Source organism: Polaribacter sp. PL03, from assembly GCF_033875165.1.
In the GTDB taxonomy this organism is placed as follows: domain Bacteria; phylum Bacteroidota; class Bacteroidia; order Flavobacteriales; family Flavobacteriaceae; genus Polaribacter.
On record NZ_JAWZSV010000003.1, the window covers coordinates 503,327 to 522,327 of the forward strand.

15 protein-coding genes are annotated in these 19,001 nt (G+C 29.5%); 6 read left to right on the forward strand and 9 right to left on the reverse strand.

The window, feature by feature from the left end:
• Positions 1–17: 17 nt before the first annotated feature.
• From SHK09_RS08270 to SHK09_RS08280, 3 genes are all read right to left on the reverse strand, one after another.
• Positions 18–641 carry a hypothetical protein gene (locus SHK09_RS08270; protein WP_319810292.1) on the reverse strand — a complete coding sequence of 208 codons (624 nt, stop codon included), beginning with the start codon at positions 639–641 and terminating at the stop codon, positions 18–20.
• A gap of 23 nt (positions 642–664) precedes the next feature.
• A complete protein-coding gene (locus SHK09_RS08275; RefSeq protein WP_319810293.1) occupies positions 665–1,084 on the reverse strand; it encodes a DUF2141 domain-containing protein in 420 nt (139 codons plus the stop codon).
• Positions 1,085–1,367: 283 nt separating this feature from the next.
• Entirely contained in the window at positions 1,368–2,261 is an 894-nt protein-coding gene (locus SHK09_RS08280) for a PKD domain-containing protein (protein WP_319810294.1), read from the reverse strand.
• A gap of 142 nt (positions 2,262–2,403) precedes the next feature.
• Between SHK09_RS08280 and SHK09_RS08285 the strand changes: the two genes are divergently transcribed.
• From SHK09_RS08285 to SHK09_RS08295, 3 genes are read left to right on the forward strand one after another with little or no spacing between them, the layout of a single operon-like run.
• Positions 2,404–2,913, forward strand: coding sequence for an RNA polymerase sigma factor (locus tag SHK09_RS08285; RefSeq protein WP_319810295.1), 510 nt, complete (start codon positions 2,404–2,406; stop codon positions 2,911–2,913).
• Position 2,914: 1 nt separating this feature from the next.
• Complete coding sequence (locus SHK09_RS08290; protein WP_319810296.1) at positions 2,915–3,847, forward strand: FecR family protein; 933 nt, start codon at positions 2,915–2,917, stop codon at positions 3,845–3,847.
• Positions 3,848–3,852: 5 nt separating this feature from the next.
• Positions 3,853–6,402, forward strand: coding sequence for a carboxypeptidase-like regulatory domain-containing protein (locus SHK09_RS08295; protein WP_319810297.1), 2,550 nt, complete (start codon positions 3,853–3,855; stop codon positions 6,400–6,402).
• A 12-nt stretch (positions 6,403–6,414) separates the two neighbouring features.
• On the opposite strand, the gene SHK09_RS08300 is transcribed toward SHK09_RS08295, so the two are convergent.
• Complete coding sequence (locus SHK09_RS08300) at positions 6,415–8,571, reverse strand: TonB-dependent receptor (protein ID WP_319810298.1); 2,157 nt, start codon at positions 8,569–8,571, stop codon at positions 6,415–6,417.
• Between the two features lie 426 nt (positions 8,572–8,997).
• On the opposite strand from SHK09_RS08300, the gene SHK09_RS08305 reads away from it, so the two are divergent.
• Together SHK09_RS08305 and SHK09_RS08310 are read left to right on the forward strand one after the other, a co-directional pair.
• Positions 8,998–10,512 (forward strand): hypothetical protein, encoded by a 1,515-nt coding sequence (locus tag SHK09_RS08305; RefSeq protein ID WP_319810299.1) that lies wholly within the window; start codon positions 8,998–9,000, stop codon positions 10,510–10,512.
• A 151-nt stretch (positions 10,513–10,663) separates the two neighbouring features.
• On the forward strand, positions 10,664–12,409 hold the full coding sequence (locus tag SHK09_RS08310) for a cytochrome-c peroxidase (protein ID WP_319810300.1): 1,746 nt from the start codon (positions 10,664–10,666) through the stop codon (positions 12,407–12,409).
• A gap of 494 nt (positions 12,410–12,903) precedes the next feature.
• On the opposite strand, the gene SHK09_RS08315 is transcribed toward SHK09_RS08310, so the two are convergent.
• The 3 genes from SHK09_RS08315 to metE all read right to left on the reverse strand — a co-directional run bounded on the left by SHK09_RS08315 (position 12,904) and on the right by metE (position 16,904).
• Positions 12,904–13,212 carry a hypothetical protein gene (locus SHK09_RS08315; protein ID WP_319810301.1) on the reverse strand — a complete coding sequence of 103 codons (309 nt, stop codon included), beginning with the start codon at positions 13,210–13,212 and terminating at the stop codon, positions 12,904–12,906.
• 3 nt (positions 13,213–13,215) lie between these two features.
• Positions 13,216–14,511, reverse strand: a complete 1,296-nt coding sequence (locus SHK09_RS08320) for an NAD(P)/FAD-dependent oxidoreductase (RefSeq protein ID WP_319810302.1) — start codon at positions 14,509–14,511, stop codon at positions 13,216–13,218.
• 86 nt (positions 14,512–14,597) lie between these two features.
• Positions 14,598–16,904 (reverse strand): 5-methyltetrahydropteroyltriglutamate--homocysteine S-methyltransferase, encoded by a 2,307-nt coding sequence (metE, locus tag SHK09_RS08325; RefSeq protein WP_319810303.1) that lies wholly within the window; start codon positions 16,902–16,904, stop codon positions 14,598–14,600.
• A 153-nt stretch (positions 16,905–17,057) separates the two neighbouring features.
• On the opposite strand from metE, the gene SHK09_RS08330 reads away from it, so the two are divergent.
• Positions 17,058–17,519, forward strand: a complete 462-nt coding sequence (locus SHK09_RS08330) for an Lrp/AsnC family transcriptional regulator (protein ID WP_319810304.1) — start codon at positions 17,058–17,060, stop codon at positions 17,517–17,519.
• On the opposite strand, the gene SHK09_RS08335 is transcribed toward SHK09_RS08330, so the two are convergent.
• Entirely contained in the window at positions 17,514–18,035 is a 522-nt protein-coding gene (locus SHK09_RS08335) for a hypothetical protein (RefSeq protein WP_319810305.1), read from the reverse strand. The genes SHK09_RS08330 and SHK09_RS08335 overlap by 6 nt on opposite strands.
• Before the next feature lie 7 nt (positions 18,036–18,042).
• Positions 18,043–18,930: a metallophosphoesterase gene (locus SHK09_RS08340; RefSeq protein WP_319810306.1), complete on the reverse strand. Its 888-nt coding sequence runs from the start codon at positions 18,928–18,930 to the stop codon at positions 18,043–18,045.
• Positions 18,931–19,001: the final 71 nt, after the last annotated feature.

Consider the following 19,001-nt stretch of genomic DNA (forward strand, 5'->3'; position numbering starts at 1 on the left):
TAATTAGTTACTGTTAACTATTCTTCACATTGTTTTAAAAGATTTTTGGCTCTTTTTAGCATAAACTTTGGGTAAAATTCTGTTTCAATTTTTTCTTCTTTACCAATTTCTATGGCACGTTTAATTTCTGCACAATAAGGCTTTGTAGATTTACCAAAAAAACGAGCAGCACCCATATTCCATTCTGCATTTCCTAAAATTACTCTTGGGTTGTTTGGCGCAATTTGTAAAGCTTTTGTGTAAAGTTTACTCGTTTCTCCAGATAAAGTCATTCCGTATTTTTGTCCGTCGAAAGCAATATACCCTAAGTTTAAAAGTGCTTGTGTAATTATAATTTCTGGGTTGTTTTCTGAATTTGATTTAGCAATATCTAAAAATTCTTTAGCCTTTGTTAATTTTGCTTTTAAAACAGTTTCATCTTTTAAACCGAAGCTACTTAGAATCTCTACCGTTGCAGCATAATAAGCTGGCATCCATTTTGTTGGTGCTGCTTTAGAAATTCTTTCGAATAATTGAGAAGCGGCTGTAGTGTTTCCTTTTTCCCATAATTCGAATGCTTTTTGCATTCCTTTTTGGTATTTTGTTTGCGCAGAAATCCCTGTCGCAATGAAAATTGCGATGATTAAAATTAATTTTTTCATGTTAAAAAGTTTTAGGTTAGTTGTTATATTTTAATTTCAATTGTTTTGTTTGCTGTTAATTGAAATTTAGCATCCTTGTATTTTGGAGGTCCCATAAAACCTCTTGCATTGTTAGAACAACCGTAATCTTCTTTAGGAATTCCTAAGAAGTTAGTATCCATTTTTTTATTATCATTTTCATCATGTACAAATGAAACGGCGTATTCTCCTTTTGGTAAATTTTTAAATATTACCTCAGATTTTTTATTATTAATTTTTACAATATCAGCTTTAAACTGCTTTTTTAAGAAACTATCTTCTTTATTATAAAGACCAATCATTAGAGTTCCTTTATCAGAATTTAAACCAGAAATATTAACCGTTAAGTTAAAAATTTCTTCTTGCGCGTTTGTGTTGTAAACACCGCAGAAAATAAATATTGCTACTAAAAGTACCTTTTTCATGATTGTAGTTTTATTGATGATTCAAATATCTAACGTTTCTTCGAATTATTAAACAATAAACATACCGAATTGTTGTTTTTAGTTTCTGAGTTGTTAGAAAAACTTTATTTATTTTACAAATAACGAAAAAAAGGTGATAATTATTAATTATCACCTTTTTAGATTTTTTATTAAAAGTTAATGATTGATAGCAAAAGAAGCTGCTTTTCCTATTTCTTTAAACTCTTTTAATATTAATTTACTTATTCTTTTTAGGTCGAATTTAATTGAGGTTTTTTTCATTTTAGTTGTTTTTATAAAGTATTATGTTATCTATTGCGGTTTGTGCGTTTGTGTTTATAATTACTAATCTATAAGAGCCTTTTTCTAAACTTAGATTTTCATTAAAGAGACTCCAACCTTTTGGGTTTGTTGTAGGGGAAAAAGTTATAATTGGTTTTGATGTGTCGTTTAAATCATTCTTGTAGATACTTACCTCTAAATTATAATTTCCCCATTTAGAGAAGTCTCCAGGCTTATAATACTGAAATTGAATACCTAATTTACCATTAGAAAAATCTTCTGTAAATGTGATTTCTTTTTCTATAGCAGAAGTAAAATAACCAAGACAAGTGCCCATATTGGTTGCTACAAAGTTAGAATTGTTACCCTCATAAGAATAGGTAAGCCAATCTGTAAAATCTTCTTTTTTTCCCATGTAAACGGTACCACAGTGGTTTGTTTCTTCGGTAACGTTTCTTAATTCTTTGCCAGAAGTGTAGTTTCCAAAAATGCTTGTTTTAAAGCCTTCGTTAGAGTTTTCAAAATCTAAATTGTAAAGTACTTTACCGTCACTTACGCTAAAAGAAATAGATTCTTCGGATGATTGGTTGTTATTATTACTTACAGTTAAAGTGAAGCTATAATTCCCTTTTTCTAAGTTTGTAATCGTAATGTCTTTTTTATCGCTTTCAAAATCTGCAGAACCACCAGCGGTTTTTTTCCATAGAATAGTTTGTGTCTGATTTTCAGGTACTGAAATTGTAGCATTTATTTCGATATTATTCTTTGGTAGGAAAACAGTATTCACAGCATTAATAGCAATTACTGGAGCAGCAAGAGTTTCTACTTCTTCATCTGAACTTGTACAAGAAAAGGTTAAGAATACAGAGAATAATAATAGGGTGAGTTTTTTCATGATAATAAATAATTTTAGAATTGTAATTGTTACTACTTTTGTTGACTTTAGTATTAAACGTTTTACTTTTAAAAAACCCTCCTTTTTTATTTTTTGTAGGGTTTTATCAACTTTAAACGTTTTATAAATAAGAATATATTATATGAAAGAATTGATGTCTGTTTGTGATTCGAAAGTTTTTGAAACACTCTATAACAAATATGCAGATGATGTTTACGGGTTTATGTTTTATAAATGTGGAAATAAAAGTTTGGCAGAAGATTTTGTACAAGAATCTTTTGTTAAAATGTGGTCTAATTGTAAGAAAGTAATTTTCGAAAAAGCAAAAGCCTATTTATTTATGGTGGCTAATAATTTATTTATAAGTGATTATAGACATCAAAAAGTGGTTTTAGAGCATCAGAAAATAAGACCAAATGCTGTAACTTCAGAAACACCAGAGTATGTATTAGAAGAACAAGAGTTTCTAAAAAAATTACAAACGGTTATTGGTAATTTATCAGAAAAACAAAGAGAAGTTTTTTTAATGAATAGAATTGATAAAAAGAAGTACAAAGAAATTGCTGCAGAATTAGAAATTTCTGTAAAAACAGTAGAAAAAAGAATGAGTGCAGCTTTAAAAGAAATAAGAACTTATATAAAAGGAATTTAATATGGAAGCTATAGAAAAGTCTGAAACATTATTGGCTAAATGGGTTTCTGGAGAAATGACCAAAGAAGAACTTAAAGAGTTTGAAAAATCTGAAGATTATAATTTATTTGTTAGAATTACAGAAGAAGCTACTTTATTTAAAAGACCAAAATTTAATAAAGAAGAAGTATTCTCGAAAATAGTAAATGAAATCTCAGAAAACAAAAAGGTAATTTCTTTGAAGGCAGATAAAAAAAGCAAGGTTTTTAGGTTAAAAAATACAATGAGTATTGCTGCAACTTTACTATTGCTAGTAAGTACTTTTTATTTTTTGAACTTTAATACAGAAGTAAATACTGGTTTCGGAGAAAGAAGAACCATTGTTTTACCAGATAATTCTACGGTTATCTTAAATGCAAAATCTAGTTTATCTTATAATAAGAAAAATTGGAAACAAGATAGAACACTAGAGTTAGAGGGAGAAGCATATTTTAAAGTAGCAAAAGGAAGCAAATTTCAGGTAAAGACTACAGAAGGAACTATTAGTGTTTTAGGAACTCAATTTACTGTGTTTGAGGAAGAAGGTTTCTTAACAGTTACTTGTTTTGAAGGAAAAGTAAAAGTTGAAAGAAAGGATGTTGTAGTTATACTGACTAAAGGAAAAACGTTTTCACAATATAAAGACGCAGTTCCTTTAAAAATGGCAACTAAGAAAGTAAATCCAGATTGGTTAAAACAAGAAAGTTCTTTTGTGAGTGCGCCTTTGTTGGTTGTTTTAAAATCGATAGAGAAACAATACCATATTAAAATGATAAATTTAGAATTAAAAAAAGACGAGCTTTATACAGGTAGCTTTGTGCATACGAACTTAGAACAAGCTTTAGAGGCTGTTTTATTACCTATGAATATAAGTTATACCGTTTCTTATAATAAAAAAATTGTTACTTTAAAATAGAAATTTTGCAAAAACGAATCTTACTTTTCTTTTTAGTTTTATCCTTAAATATTTTTTCTCAAGAGGATAAACTAAAAGAGACTTCCCTAAAAAAAGTATTAACAACCATTGAAACAAAGTTTCATATAAAGTTTGCCTATGCAAATCATCTAATAAAAGGGAAAAGTGTTGTATTTAATTTTGATGATAAAAAGATAGCAGAAATAATAGTAGAATTAAAAAAAACGATTCATTTAGATATTAAGGAAATAAGTGAGAATAGATTTCTAATTGTTTTACCACCAAAAGAGATTACTATTTGTGGAAAATTACAAAATACAAATAATATTGCAGAGAAATTAAAAGGAGCCTCTATAAAAATAAAAGGGACAAATATTGGTGTACTTTCAGATAACGAGGGGAATTTTAGTTTTAAAAACATACAAACCTCTGCTGTTTTAGAGGTTTCATTTATTGGTTTTAAAACGATAGATGTTCGTGTTAATAATTTTCTTTTTAAAAATTGCTTATTCATACCAATGCAAGAAGAAGCTACTTTTTTAGAGGAAATTATTATTACAAACTATTTAACAAATTCAATTTCTAAAACAATTGATGGCGCTATTGTATTTAGGCCTAAAAATCAAAATGTACTTCCAGGACTTACAGAACCAGATGTTTTACAAAGTGTACAACAATTACCTGGGGTTTTAAATGTAGATGAAACAGCTTCTGGTTTGCATGTTCGTGGCGGAACACCAGATCAAAATTTAATACTTTTCGATGGAATTAAATTGTTTAATACCGGTCATTTTTTCGGGGCAATTTCTGCATTAAATCCATATATAATCGATAAAGTAACGGTGTACAGAACAGCCTCAAACAGTAAATACGGAAATCATATTGCAGGTGTTGTAGATGTAGAAACATCATCAGACATTGCAACAAAAATGTCTGGTTCTGCTGGCTTTAATTTTACGCATGTAGATGCAAATCTTAAAGTACCGTTTAATGAAAAGGTAAGTGCAATTGTTTCTGTAAGAAGGTCTATTGCAGATATTGTGAGAACACCTACAATAGATAAATTGTCTAACAAAGCTTTTCAGCATTCTTCGGTTACAGAAGACGCTAAAGATGCCAAAGACTTTAATGTTATTAGCGATAATGATTTTAAATTTGTAGACTATAATTTTAAAATAAATTACAAACCAACAGAAAATGATTTCCTTTCTATAAGTCAGATCGGAATTTTAAATAACTTCGATTATAATTTTCTAAACTTAGATTTAGAAGAAAAAAGGTCTGATAATTTAAAATTGAAAAACCTTGGTTACAGTACTAATTGGAAAAGAAAATGGACAGAAAAGTTTTCGCAAAATTTAAATGTTAGTTATTCTAAATATAATTTGAATTACAACAATTTAAAGACTTCTAATGATGTGGAGTATGCTAAAATAGTAAAGAGAAATGATGTTGCTAATTTTGAAGTGAAACTAGATTTTTTACAAACAATAGGTGAGTTTCAACAAATGAAATATGGATATCAGTACGGATATCAGGATATTTCTTATTTTTTAGAAAGAGAAAATAGCAACCAATTTTCTGGAACTAAATTAACGCTAGATAACAATAGCAACAATATTCATACCTTGTTTAGTGAGTATTCATATAACTTTAAGAAAAAGTATGTGTTAAAAATTGGAGTTCGTGGTAATTATTTTAGTTCTATTGATAGATTTTCGATAGAACCTAGAATTTTTATGCAAATAAAAGTTTTACCTAAATTTTGGATGAATAGTTCTTTTGAAGTTAAACAACAAAATACTAGTAAATTATTAGAATTTGATACCATAGATTTTGGTTTAGAAAATCAACTTTGGGCTTTGTCTAACAATAAAGAAATCCCTTTGCTAGAAAGTAATCAGTTTACTTTTGGTGCTTTGTATTCTGCAAATAATTTTACAGTTGATGTAGATTTATATCGAAGAAAAATAAAAGGATTAACAACTTTAACAACGGGTTTTGATAGTTTTATTCAAGAAATTTATACAGGTGAAGCTGTAACGATTGGTTTAGATTTGTTGATAAAAAAAACGTGGCATAATTTTGATACTTGGATAAGTTACAATACCGGTAGTTCTAATTTTACTTTTAGTGATCTTAATGGAGGAAAAGATTTTAGTGGTAATTTTGATGTTTCTCAGTCTTTTTACTGGTCGAATAATTTTAAATATAAAAGTTTTACTTTCTCTACAGGCTTTAGTTACAGGGTTGGTGTTCCGTTTTCTTCTACTGGCGGGTTAAATGATAATTTGGCAATTATTAGAAACGGAATTAATGATGATAGATTACCAAATTACCACAGATTAGATTTTTCTAGTACGTATGATTTTAGGTTGAATAAAAAAGTAAAGGCCAAAGTTGGTTTATCACTATTAAATATTTACAATCAAGAAAACATATTAAAAAGAGAATATGAAAGTAAAAGAACTAAAGGTTTTAACGATGTCGTAGTGAAAAATGATACAAAATCTCAAGGTTTTACTCCGAATTTCTTTTTTAGAGTTTCTTTTTAAAAAACCTTTCGTTTACAAGTTATCTAACTGATTTGTTTTTTTATTATCGCTAATTGTCCAGAAGAAACCTACAAAAAAGAAGCGATCTGCATTTGGTATTATTGCTTGTCTAGTAAAATTTCCATTCGGTTCAGCGGTGTTTTTATAGTTGTAACCAAATACATTCTGAGTTGCTAAAACGTTGTTTACAGAGAAATATAAAATCTTTTGTTGATCTATTAAATACGCCCAATTTAAGCTTAAAGAATTGTAGTTTTTTGTTTGATTATTTAAGAATCCGGCTTCGTTAGGATTTTTATAATTTCTACCAGAAGCAAAGTTATAGCTAAAACCAATTTGACTTTTCCAATCTGCTATCCAATGTTTAGCCACCAAAGATAAATTATGTTTAGAAGCAAAATTGGGTCTTGCAGTAGTTGGATAATTTCTATAATCTCTTTCGGTGTCTAAATACGAGTAAGAAACCCAATAATCTGTGTTTTTTATTTTACCATCTTGTCTCCAGAAAATATCGAAACCTTTGGCATACCCATTTCCGTTATTGTTAAAATTACTTGTAAATATTGGTTGGTTATTATCAAATTTCACCAAGTCTTTGTACTCTTTTAAATAAGCTTCAATTCTAAATATTTGTCCTTGTTTTGTATGTTGATAATTGGCAATTAAATGTGAGGTGTTTTCTGCTTTAAAATCTTGATTGAATTTTAAATATTCGTTTTTAGGATTCTGATAAAACTGACCATAAGCCAAAGAAAATTGTGCATTTTTATTCACTTTATACGCAATAGAGGCTCTAGGTGAAATTGTTGATTCATTTAATAACTCAGAATGTTCTGCACGAACTCCTATTTTTGTTGCCAAGTTTTTAGAGAAGAAAATATCTGTTTCTACAAACGAAGCAAAGATGTTATTTTGAAATCCATATTCTATTTCATTGCTATTATTAGCGGTGTAACCTTCATTAAAATCAGTCATAAAATATTCTGAACCAAAACTTACTTTAAATCGGTTAGAAAACTGTTTTTTAAGCTTCACTTTAAAATGCATTGAGTTTTCATTGTCTGTTACTAAATCGTCAATAATTTTAAGGTTAGAATAGTCGTTTGTAAAACTAAGCCCCGTTTCTATTCTCCAATTATCGCCAAATTTATTCTTGTAAGAAGTATTAAAGTAGAGGTTTCTATTTTTTAGTCCGAAACGAAATCCATCCACAAAATTAATATTATCTTGTATAACATCGAAGTCTGTATAACTAAATGCACCGTATAATTTTAACAAAGATTCATTTTTAAATTTATGTCTATACACCATTTCTCCACTTAAAGACTGTACCGGTTTTTTCCATGTATTTCGATCAGGAAAAGCTTCTTCATAAGGCGCCAGATTAATGTAAGATGTATTTATACTAAATGAGTTGTTTCCCCAAATTTGCGTATTTCCAACGCCTAAACCTAAAGTCATAAAAGACAAATCTGTTTTTTCTTCTGTAGGTTCATCAATGGTGTTTAACTGTAAAACACCAGACAATGCTTGTCCGTATTCTGCAGAATAACCACCAGTTGAAAATGAAATTCCTTTAAATAAGAAAGGAGAAAAGCGCCCGCGACTAGGAATGCTATTTGCACTTGGTGTATACGGTGTAAAAACACGAATTCCATCTACAAAAATCTGTGTTTCTTCTGCCTCTCCACCACGTACAAAAAGTCGTCCGTCTTCATCTACGGTAGAAGTTCCGGGAAGTGTCTGTAAAGCGCCCATAACATCGCCCAAAGCACTTGCTGTAGTAACAATATCTAAAGGTTTTAAAACGGTTACTTTTGCTTTATCTCCAGCTTCAAAAGTTCCTGCGTTTATAACTACAGCATCTAAAGAGTTTACATCGTCTCTTAATTTTATTTTTAAATTTTTAAGTGATGATACATCTGCAGTTTTTATAAAAGGCTCAAAAGATATAAAAGAAATTACTAAGGTTTTAGTTCCTTTTTCTGATGTTGAAAAAGAGAATTCACCTTTATTGTTTGTTGAGGTTCCATCGTAGGTTCCGTCTAAATAAACATTTGCTCCATCAATAGGATTGTTTTTAGCATCGGTTACTTTTCCAGAAATGGTGTTTTGTGCAATTATAGAAAATTGAAAAAATGTTAAAAGTAAAAGAAATATTTGTTTCATCTTGGTTGGTTTGATGATACAAATATGTAGCGTTATTCAATCTAAAAATAAAAACAAATACCGAGTTGTAATTTTTTTAAGATGAATTGTAAAACTCTTGTAAAGTAAGGATAACTATTTTTATGCTGTTATATTTTTTTCAGAAATATATATAGTTTTTTAAGGTCTTCTTATTTATGATGTTTCAGTTTGCTGAAATTAAGCATATTATCTTGGTTTGTATTTGTTAGGGTAGGATTAGAACTCCTGTTTTCTTTATGTTCACTTAATATTACAACTACAATTTTAGGTTCTGGTTAATATTTAATTAACCTTTTTAACACTAAAGTTACTAAAGATTAAGGGAACAGTAATGCTTAGTTAATATTTACAAAGGCTTCTAAGAATACTTTTGTAACCGATTAATTAACCTTTATAAATTAAAAGATGAACAAGTACTTTAAATTATTTTTATTTCTTTTTGTAGTAACTTCTGTAAGTGCAGTTTTTACTAGTTGTAACCCAGAAGATGGTGTTAACGGTGTTGATGGTGTTAATGGATTGGACGGTGAAGATGGTAAATATTTTACACCTTCTCTAAAAATGTTTTCTAACAAATCTTCTTTGGCACCTTTAGTAATATTAAAACCAGACTTTAGTTCTGTTGAAGCTTTCTCTTTAATAAGTTCTACAGATGTACTTTCTAATGGTTTTCGTTTAGTTGGTGCACAAGACGGTGCAGGATTTTTAAAAGATGGAGATGAGTATATTTATGTTGTAAACGCAGAAGACGATTACGCAGTTTCTAGAATTCGTTTTGACAAAGACCTAAATCCTATAGAAGGAGATTGGTTATTAAACAGTGGTGTTGCAGATTATGCAAGACAATGTTCTGGAACTATGTGGGAAGCGGCAATACACGGTGGAGATAAAGATATCTTTTTATCGGCTTCAGAGAGTTATGCTTATGATGTAAAAGGTATAGACCCGTGGATTGAAACACCTACACCTACAGCAGATTTTGGTTTAGATGCTTTAGGTGAATTTTCTTGGGAAAATGCAGTGCCTTTACCACAAGGAGCGTATGCTGGTAAAACGGTAATTGTTGGTGGTGATGATGATTCTAGTGGGTCTGAAGGACAGGTTGTTATGTATGTTTCTGAAAACGGTGATGCCGATTTAGAAAATGGAAAAATATATGTTTTAAGATTTAAACAAGTGTCTGATGGTGCTGGTGGAGCAATGGATGTTGCTGCTAATACTGTTTATAATGAAGGAAGTTTAGATTTTTCTAAATCGTATGATATAGAGTTTGTTGAAATTGTAGATGGTGCTAGTTTAACTAAAAACGAAATGGAAACGGCTTGTACAAATGTATTTGCTTCTCAGTTTATGCGTGTAGAAGATGTAGATTATAGAAAAGGAAGCGATACCAACGCAAGAGACGTATTTTTTGCTGTAACTGGTAGAGGTCCGGGAAGAGGAACTTATAATGATTGGGGTACAGTTTACAAAATCGAATTAGATGCAACCAACCCATTAGAAGGTAAGTTAACTCAAATTATTAGTGGTAATACAGATACTAATAATAAAGATGGTAATCTATCAGAATTACAGAGTCCAGATAATATTTGTGTAACAGAGAACTTTATATACACGCAAGAAGATCCAAACTCTTTTTCTAGAAATCATGCAGCTCAAATTTATCAAAGTGATTTAAATGGTAACAATACTAAAGTTGTTTTGGCTTTAAAAATTGAAAATAATTTAGCTCCAACAGGTTCAACTGGTTTTTCTGGTGAATTTGGTGCATTAACAGATATTTCTGATAAAGTAGGAGTGCCAGATACTTTTATTTTAAACTTACAACCACATTATTGGAAAAGTGATGATTTTATTTCAAGCAGTTTACCACATAACCAAGGTGGACAAATAGTATTATTAAAAGGATTAGCTAGATAATACAAACCATATTTTAAATAGTAAGAATCTTCATTTTTATAATGAAGATTCTTTCATTTTTATAACTTTCAACATGTTTAGATATTTTAAATCGTTATTTTTTTTATTAACTAGTATTCTTTTAATATCCTGTAATCAGGATAAAAAAGAAATGATTCCTATCGTTAATTGGTCTTCTGCACAAGAGTATTATGCTCAAAATTTAGATGTTGCTTTGCTGTATATAGATAGTTTAGAGCTTGAGGGAATGCATGGCGATAAAGCAAAAAAGTATTTTGCTTTATCTAGAGCTGCATTTAAAAAAGCAGAACCTTATGCATCTTATTTAAATCCGGAAGTTGGTCACAGAGCTAACGGACCTGCTTTACCCATATATAAGGAAGATACAGGTAAAATAATAAAACCCGTAGGCTATCAAAAAATAGAAGAAAGTATTTTTGATGATGAAACGTCAGAAGCAGATTTTAAACAAGAATTGTATGTGCAAAAAGGCTTGCTTTCTAACTTAAAAAAAGGGATTCTAAAACGACCATTAAATCCGCAACGTTTTTTTATAGCAACACATCAGCAACTTTTAAGAATTGTAAGTTTAGCTATTTCAGGGTTCGATACACCGGTGAGCCACTTAGGAATTAAAGAAACCATTATTTCTTTAGAAAGTTTGCAAACCGTTTATAAGCAAACGATACAGCGTATTGTAAAACAAAAAAATAAGGAATTAGATGCAGTTTTTCTGAGTAATATAGAAAGCGCTATTGCGTTCATTAAAAAAAACGAAGATTTTGATACCTTTGATCGTTTTACATTTACTAGAGATTACATGAACTCGATTACTAGAAATTGGGTTAAAATAAGAAAAGCGAGTGCACTTTGGAAACCCATAAATTCCACGCCTTTTAATTTTGATGCGCCTACATTTTTTGAAGATAATAGCTTTAATCTAAATTATTTTACGCCAGGAATTAATCAAAATCCAACTGAAAAACAAATAGCTTTGGGGAGAAAATTATTTTCAGATCCTAAACTTTCCGAAAATGGAAAAATGGCTTGTGTTAGTTGTCATTTACAAGACAAAGGTTATGCAGATAATGTCGCATTTAATTCAGATAATCAAGGGAATCCTTTACAGCGAAATACACCAACACTTATAAATACTGCTTTTCAACAAAGTTTCTTTTTAGATGGAAGATCGAATACATTAATAGATCAAATTTCAGCTGTATTTACAAACGATAAAGAGTTTAACTCCAATGTTCATGAATTTTCTGATGCTATTTTAAAAGATTCTACATATACAGCTTTTTTTAAAGGTGCTTTTGGTAAAGTATCTTCAAATAATACAGATGTTATAAAAGCAATTTCATCTTATGTGTCAACTTTAAATGGTTTCAATTCTAAATTTGATAAAAATATTAGGGGAGAAGAAAATAATTTTTCTAATGAAGAAAAACTAGGATACAATTTATTTATGGGAAAAGCTTTATGTGCCACTTGCCATTTTATGCCGTTAACCAATGGTACAGTACCTCCTTTTTTTACGGAGACAGAAAAAGAAGTTATTGGAGTTCCGGAAACTGCAGAAAATAAAAAATTAGATGACGATTTAGGGTTTTATTGGAGCTATAAAGAAGAACTGCATAAAGGGATGTTTAAGACACCTTCTATTAGAAATGTTGCACTAACAGCACCTTATATGCACAATGGTGTTTACAATACTTTAGAACAGGTAGTGGAATTTTATAACCTTGGCGGTGGCGGTGGATTAGGTTTTGATTTAGAGCACCAAACATTACCTTTTGATGAATTGAATCTAACCAAAGAAGAACAAAACGCCATTGTAGCTTTTATGAAAACATTAACGGAACTGCTTGATGAAAAATATGATGAGCATAAATAGTAATTAAGTGTATTTTATTTGTTTATATCTTCTTTAGAATACTTTTTTGATTGATCAAAACAACTTTCTAAAGAAGATGTTTTTTTGCAATATCACTTTGTGTTAAATGCGAATGTTTTCTTTCAAAATTTTATCAGAATTCTTTTTTATTTTTTTGAAGAATATAAAATACAAAACCACTTGAAAAATAGAGCATAACATCTACAAAATCTTTGGTATATCTTGCTAGATATTTAGGGAAAATAAACTCGAACAATATGCTATATAAGAAGCATACGTATAAAATTATTGGTAAACTCAATGTATATTTTTTATCGTTTTTAGACCATTTTAATATGTGCAAACTAATGTATAAAACAATAGGTATTACTAAAAAATCATTTAGATAAAAACGAATAATTTTAGGCAAAGAAACTGAGGAATATTGAAGAAAATAAACGATAGTTCCTGCTAATAGGGAAAATAAAAAATAATAAAAGAGTGTTTTTTTCATATTAACCTGCAGCAACCATTGCAATAAACCAAGCTAAACCTGCGCCAATTGTACTAACAACCATTATTGCAGAATATAAAAGCCAGCCAGCAATTCTATATAACCAAAAAGGATGCTTTTTTAATCTTTGGGCTAAATTAGGATTCTCTTTTTCGTAAATAGCTTTATCTACTTGCTTTTGTTTTACAGCTGCTACTTTTATTTCTCTTTTCTTTTGATGAGAAATTAGAGTATTACAGTTAGTGCAATACTCTTTGTTTGTATTAAAAACACCGCAGTTTGGGCATTTTATCATTCTTTTAATTGCCATAAATTAGCTTTTAAATGAATATTTATTTTTCTTTTTATAAGGTCTAATAATTAAACGCGTTTCTCTATCAAATCTAATGTAACTATACACCCAATTTAGAAAAACAATAGCTTTGTTTCTAAAGCCAATTAAAGAGAATAAGTGGACAAACATCCAAACAAACCATGCAAAAACTCCTTGAAATTTCCACTTTGGTAAATCTACAACTGCTTTATTTCTTCCAATAGTTGCCATAGAACCTTTATCATCATAAACAAAAGCTTTCTGTTTTTTATTGAATAATTTTGCTAAAATATTTTTTGCAACTAGTTTACCTTGTTGAATAGCAGGTTGTGCCATCATTGGGTGTCCGTAAGGCGTTTTTTCAGAAGACATACAAGCAACATCACCTACAGCATATACATTTGTGTATTCTAAAACTTGGTTAAATTCATTTACTTTAATTCTTGCAGCTCTTTCGATAACACATTCTGCGTTTAAACCATCAATCATTTGTCCTTTTACACCAGCTGCCCAAATAACAGTTTCTGCTCTAAAATGATCTTCACCGTTTGTTGTTACAGTTTTTCCGTCATAATCTAAAACACGCAAATTTTTCCAAACATTAACTCCTAGTTTTATCAGAAAATCTTCTGCTTTTTCAGAAGCTTTTGCACTCATTCCTTTTAAAATACACTCAGAACTTTGTATAAGGTTTATCTGCATTTGACGAATGTCTAAATCTGGATAATCTTTAGGTAAAATACCTTTCTTCATTTCTGCTAAAGCGCCTGCTAATTCTACACCTGTTGGTCCACCACCTACAATTACAAAATTCATTAAAGCTTTTCTTTCTTCTAAATCTGATGTTAATAAAGCTTCTTCAAAATTTTCTAAGATTAAACTTCTAATGTTTAAAGATTGCGGAATGGATTTCATTTCCATTGTATGCTTTTTGATATTTGTATTACCAAAAAAGTTGGTTGTAGAACCGGTAGCTATAATTAATTGATCATAATCTAAGTTTCCTATAGAAGTTTCAATGGTATTATTCTCTGGATTGATTTTCTCTACTTCAGCTAACCTAAAATAGAAGTTATCTACATCATTAAAACGCTTTCTTAACGGAAAAGCAATAGAATCTGGTTCTAAACCACCTGTTGCAACTTGATATAACAAAGGTTGAAATGTATGATAATTATGTTTATCAATTAAAACAACTTGTAGTTCTTGTTTTTCTAATCCTTTTGCTGCAGCTAAACCTGCAAACCCGCCACCAATAATAACAACTCTTGGAAAACTAGTTTGTGGAATATTCATATGGTATATTTTATGTCAAAAATACAATATGTTTATTTAAAAAAAGAGAACAGTTTAAGACTAATTCCTAAACTGTTCTGTTTTTACTAAATTGGTATTGATACTCTTTCTCTCATTAATTTTGCAGAAGCAACTAAGTTTTCTAAAGCAGCAATAGTTTCTGGCCAATCTCTTGTTTTTAGACCACAATCTGGATTTACCCAAATATTTTCTGGTGGTAATAAATTGGTTGCTTTTATTAGTAAACTTTCAATTTCATTTATGTTTGGTACTCTGGGAGAGTGAATGTCGTAAACTCCTGGGCCAATTTCATTTGGATATTTAAAATCGACAAAAACATCTAGTAATTCCATTTCCGAACGAGAAGTTTCTATGGTAATTACATCAGCATCCATATCTGCAATATTTGCAATGATGTCATTAAACTCCGAGTAACACATGTGTGTGTGAATCTGTGTTTCGTCGTTAACAACGCTTGCCGATATTTTAAAGGCATTTACGGCCCATTTTAAATAAGCTGCCCAATTACTTTTTCTTAATGGCAAACCTTCTCTTATGGCAGGTTCATCAATCTGAATAATTTTTATACCTGCTTTTTCTAAATCTGCAACTTCATCTCTTATAGCTAAAGCAATCTGATTACATGTTTCTGCTCTTGGTTGATCATCTCTAACAAAAGACCATTGTAAAATAGTTACAGGTCCAGTAAGCATTCCTTTTACGTACTTTTTAGACAAACTTTGTGCAAATTCAGTCCATTTTACAGTCATTGGGTTTTCCCTAGATACATCGCCAAAAAGAATTGGCGGTTTTACGCATCTTGTACCATAACTCTGTACCCAACCAAAACTAGAAAAAGCAAAACCAGCTAATCTTTCTCCGAAATATTCTACCATGTCATTACGCTCAAACTCACCATGAACCAATACATCTAAACCAATATTTTCTTGAAACTTTATAGCACTCGTAATTTCTTTTTCTAAAAAGGAGTTGTATTTTTCTTCGGATAATTGACGCTTCTTGTATTTTAATCTTAAAGACCTAACTTCTTTTGTTTGCGGAAAAGAACCAATTGTTGTGGTTGGAAAAAGAGGTAGTTTTAATGCTGATTTTTGTGTTTTTTGTCTTTCTACAAAAATATTATTTCTTAAACTATCTGCTTCCGTTAATGCATTTATACGATTTTTAACCTGGTTATTATGTATAAGTTTAGAGTTGTTCTTATTGATAAAAGCTAATTTGTTAGTTTCAATCTCTTTAATATCTGATGCTTGTAAATTATTCTGAGTTATTTTTTTAAGCAATATAATTTCTTGTAATTTCTGTTTAGCAAAAGCCAACCATTGCGTTACTTCTTTTGGTATAGAACCATCTTTTTCGTTGACTAAATCATACGGACTGTGTAACAAAGAACATGAAGAAGAAATCCAAAGGTTATCGCCTTTTACCGCTTTTGCTTTGTTGATGATTTCTATGGAAGTATCAAAATTATTTCTCCAAATATTTCTTCCATCAACAATACCTAAAGATAGTATTTGGTTTTTATTTTGATGAATTAAAATGGAATCTAACTCCTCTAAACCTCTCACTAAATCTACATGTAAAACATCAACAGGTAAAGACAGTGCTAGGTTTAAATTATCGTTTAAATCTCCAAAATAGTTTGCGAGAACAAATGTAAGTTTAGGAAACTTAGCTCTTAAAATTGTATAGGTTTCTAGATAGCATTCACGTTCTTTATATGATAAATTTAACGATAAATAAGGTTCATCAAACTGAATATAAGTTACGCCTTCATTTTGTAATTCTGTAATTAATTCGATATAAACAGGTAATAAACGATCTATTAAATCTAATCTATGAAAGCCGCTCTCTTTTTCCTTACCTATCAAAAGATAGGTTAAAGGTCCTATTAATACAGGTTTTGTTTTGATGCCTTCTTTTAGCGCTTCGCGATACTCGCTGATGATTTTACAAGAATTTAATTCAAATTTTTGTTCTTTTTCAAATTCAGGAACTAAATAATGGTAATTTGTATCAAACCATTTGGTCATTTCCATTGCTACAATATCAAAATTATCTTTTTGAAAACCACGCGCCATTGCAAAATATAAATCTACAAATGAAACCTTATTTTTTAACTCTCTAAATCTTTTAGGAATACAATTTAAGGTTAACGACATGTCTAAAACTTGGTCGTATAAAGAAAAATCATTAGAAGGAATAATATCGATTCCTATTTCTTTCTGATGTAACCAGTTTTTCTTTTTAATGTCGCTGGCAATTTTTAATAGCGTTGTTTCATCTATATTTTCTTTCCAGTAACTTTCAATTGCTTTTTTTAGCTCTCTTTTTTCTCCAATTCTTGGATGACCTAAAATAGTAGTTTTCATAGTTATAAGTTTTAATTACTGTACAAACCTATAACTTATAAATAAAAATAATGTATTTTTATTCATATTCAGAATATAAAACTATTTTTGAGAAAAATACAGTGTAAAATACTTTTGTAGACTGTAATTGAACCTTAAAAAGAAAAATACTCTATGTATCAGATTGATGAAATTGATTTAAAACTACTTCGTTTACTGCAAAAAGACGCAGATATTACCACAAAAGAGCTTGCTCAGAGAGTAAATCTTACAAATACTCCTGTTTTTGATCGCATAAAACGACTAAAAAAAGAAGGATATATAAAAAAAACGACTGCTGTTTTATGTAGTGAAAAGTTAGATGTTTCTTTAATTGTGTTTTGTAATATTACGTTAAAGGAGCACACAAAAGAAATAGGGAATCAGTTTGTAAAAGATATTATGTTTCTTACAGAAGTAACAGAATGTTATAATACTTCTGGCGATTTTGATTTTTTATTAAAAGTGATGGTGAAAGATATGAAACATTATCAAAATTTTGTATTACAAAGTTTGGGCTCTGTTAAAGGTATTGGAAGTGCACACAGTACTTTTGTGATGGGAGAAATTAAGAATAACCACGGAATTCCTTTATAATTCTCTTTTAATTTGCTGTAACGTTTTATTCGTATTGATGAACTCTGTAATTACTTTGAAACGAATAATATCTATATCATCGTCAAAATAGTTGGCCCATTTTGTTTCTTTAAATAAAATAGAGATCTGTTTTATTTTTTGTTGTGCTTCATTTAGCGTAAAAAGTAAGTTATTTGTTCCTTCTTTTTTAGGTTGAATGTTCGCTGTTTTTTCTTCAAAATTTACATCAATAAAAAATATTTTTTCTGTTGAATTAATAGGGTAGAAGTCTGCCCATTTTGCAAAACCAATTACTATTTGTTGGTTTTTATAATCCTCGTTTGCGAGTAATTTCCATCTGCAATTAGCAACGCGTCCCCAATGATTCGATTTTCTATACACACCTTCATCACAATAAAAATACATACTAGCAGATTTACTTTTATAATTGGTGTCTTCTGGAAATTGAAAATCATCAATTTGTTTGAATTCGCAAAAAGTATGTTTAAAGAAGTTGGTTTTGTTATAGGTTTTCAAAGTTTTTTTATTTAATGACTAACTTTCTAGAAGGTTCTCTATAAAAACCTTCTACGGTAATTGTGTCTTTATTAAAATTTACTTTAGCAAAAGCAGAGGTGTTTTCTGTGTCTACCATTCCTTTAAAAGTTAAATAATGAACATTATCTACTAATTCATATGCTCCTGCATGATTGTGTCCGTTAAAAAATAACTTTACATTTTTGTATGGTTTTATAACTGCTAAAAATTGTTCTCTATTCCAAATATTATGTTGGTCTATAGGAAAAATAGGAAAGTGACAATAAAAGCCAACTTTTTGGTTTTTCTGAGTAGCGATAGTTAGTTCTTCTTTAATCCATTTTAATTGGTCATTACTTAAAGCGCCATTCCATTTTTTTACAAAAGGTAGATTTTTATCTTTTAATAGCTTAAAAAGTGAGTCTGTTTGTTGTGCTTTTTCTTTGGATGTTGTTCCGTAAAAACTCAAGTCATTACCATCTAAAACAATAAAGCGCCAATCTTTTTCGACAAAACTATAATATCTATTTTTTATATTTAATTTCTTTAGCATTTCTTTTTTCAAAGAATCTTTCACTTCAAAATCGTGGTTACCTAAAACATGATAAGAGGTAGATGCTAGTTTTTTCCATGTTGGTAATATGCTATCAAAGCTTTCTAAATTTTTATCAATAAAATCACCTAAATGAATTGTATAACTTAGAGTGTCTTCATTTAGAGTTTTAACGGCTTCTTTTAATCTTTGAGGAGATTTTTTATAATAACGATCCCATTTAATATCGCAATTACAATATTGGCAATCTGAAACTACACCAATTTTAAATGAAGTGTCTTTTGTTTCTTTACATGAATAAAATCCAATAAAGATTATTAAAAAGAAAATTATTTTTTTCATGTTACAATGTTTGTGTGCAAATATATTCTAATTTATAACAAAAAAAACGCAATCAAATTAATGATTGCGTT

What these genes read in the sequence shown, in the direction of transcription:
- SHK09_RS08275 (WP_319810293.1), bottom strand. Translation starts at nt 1,084, where the DNA reads ATGAAAAAGGTACTTTTAGTAGCAATATTTATTTTCTGCGGTGTTTAC.
- SHK09_RS08315 (WP_319810301.1), bottom strand. Translation starts at nt 13,212, where the DNA reads ATGGCAATTAAAAGAATGATAAAATGCCCAAACTGCGGTGTTTTTAAT.
- SHK09_RS08285 (WP_319810295.1), top strand. Translation starts at nt 2,404, where the DNA reads ATGAAAGAATTGATGTCTGTTTGTGATTCGAAAGTTTTTGAAACACTC.
- SHK09_RS08310 (WP_319810300.1), top strand. Translation starts at nt 10,664, where the DNA reads ATGATTCCTATCGTTAATTGGTCTTCTGCACAAGAGTATTATGCTCAA.
- SHK09_RS08330 (WP_319810304.1), top strand. Translation starts at nt 17,058, where the DNA reads ATGTATCAGATTGATGAAATTGATTTAAAACTACTTCGTTTACTGCAA.
- SHK09_RS08270 (WP_319810292.1), bottom strand. Translation starts at nt 641, where the DNA reads ATGAAAAAATTAATTTTAATCATCGCAATTTTCATTGCGACAGGGATT.
- SHK09_RS08305 (WP_319810299.1), top strand. Translation starts at nt 8,998, where the DNA reads ATGAACAAGTACTTTAAATTATTTTTATTTCTTTTTGTAGTAACTTCT.
- metE (WP_319810303.1), bottom strand. Translation starts at nt 16,904, where the DNA reads ATGAAAACTACTATTTTAGGTCATCCAAGAATTGGAGAAAAAAGAGAG.
- SHK09_RS08300 (WP_319810298.1), bottom strand. Translation starts at nt 8,571, where the DNA reads ATGAAACAAATATTTCTTTTACTTTTAACATTTTTTCAATTTTCTATA.
- SHK09_RS08340 (WP_319810306.1), bottom strand. Translation starts at nt 18,930, where the DNA reads ATGAAAAAAATAATTTTCTTTTTAATAATCTTTATTGGATTTTATTCA.
- SHK09_RS08280 (WP_319810294.1), bottom strand. Translation starts at nt 2,261, where the DNA reads ATGAAAAAACTCACCCTATTATTATTCTCTGTATTCTTAACCTTTTCT.
- SHK09_RS08320 (WP_319810302.1), bottom strand. Translation starts at nt 14,511, where the DNA reads ATGAATATTCCACAAACTAGTTTTCCAAGAGTTGTTATTATTGGTGGC.
- SHK09_RS08290 (WP_319810296.1), top strand. Translation starts at nt 2,915, where the DNA reads ATGGAAGCTATAGAAAAGTCTGAAACATTATTGGCTAAATGGGTTTCT.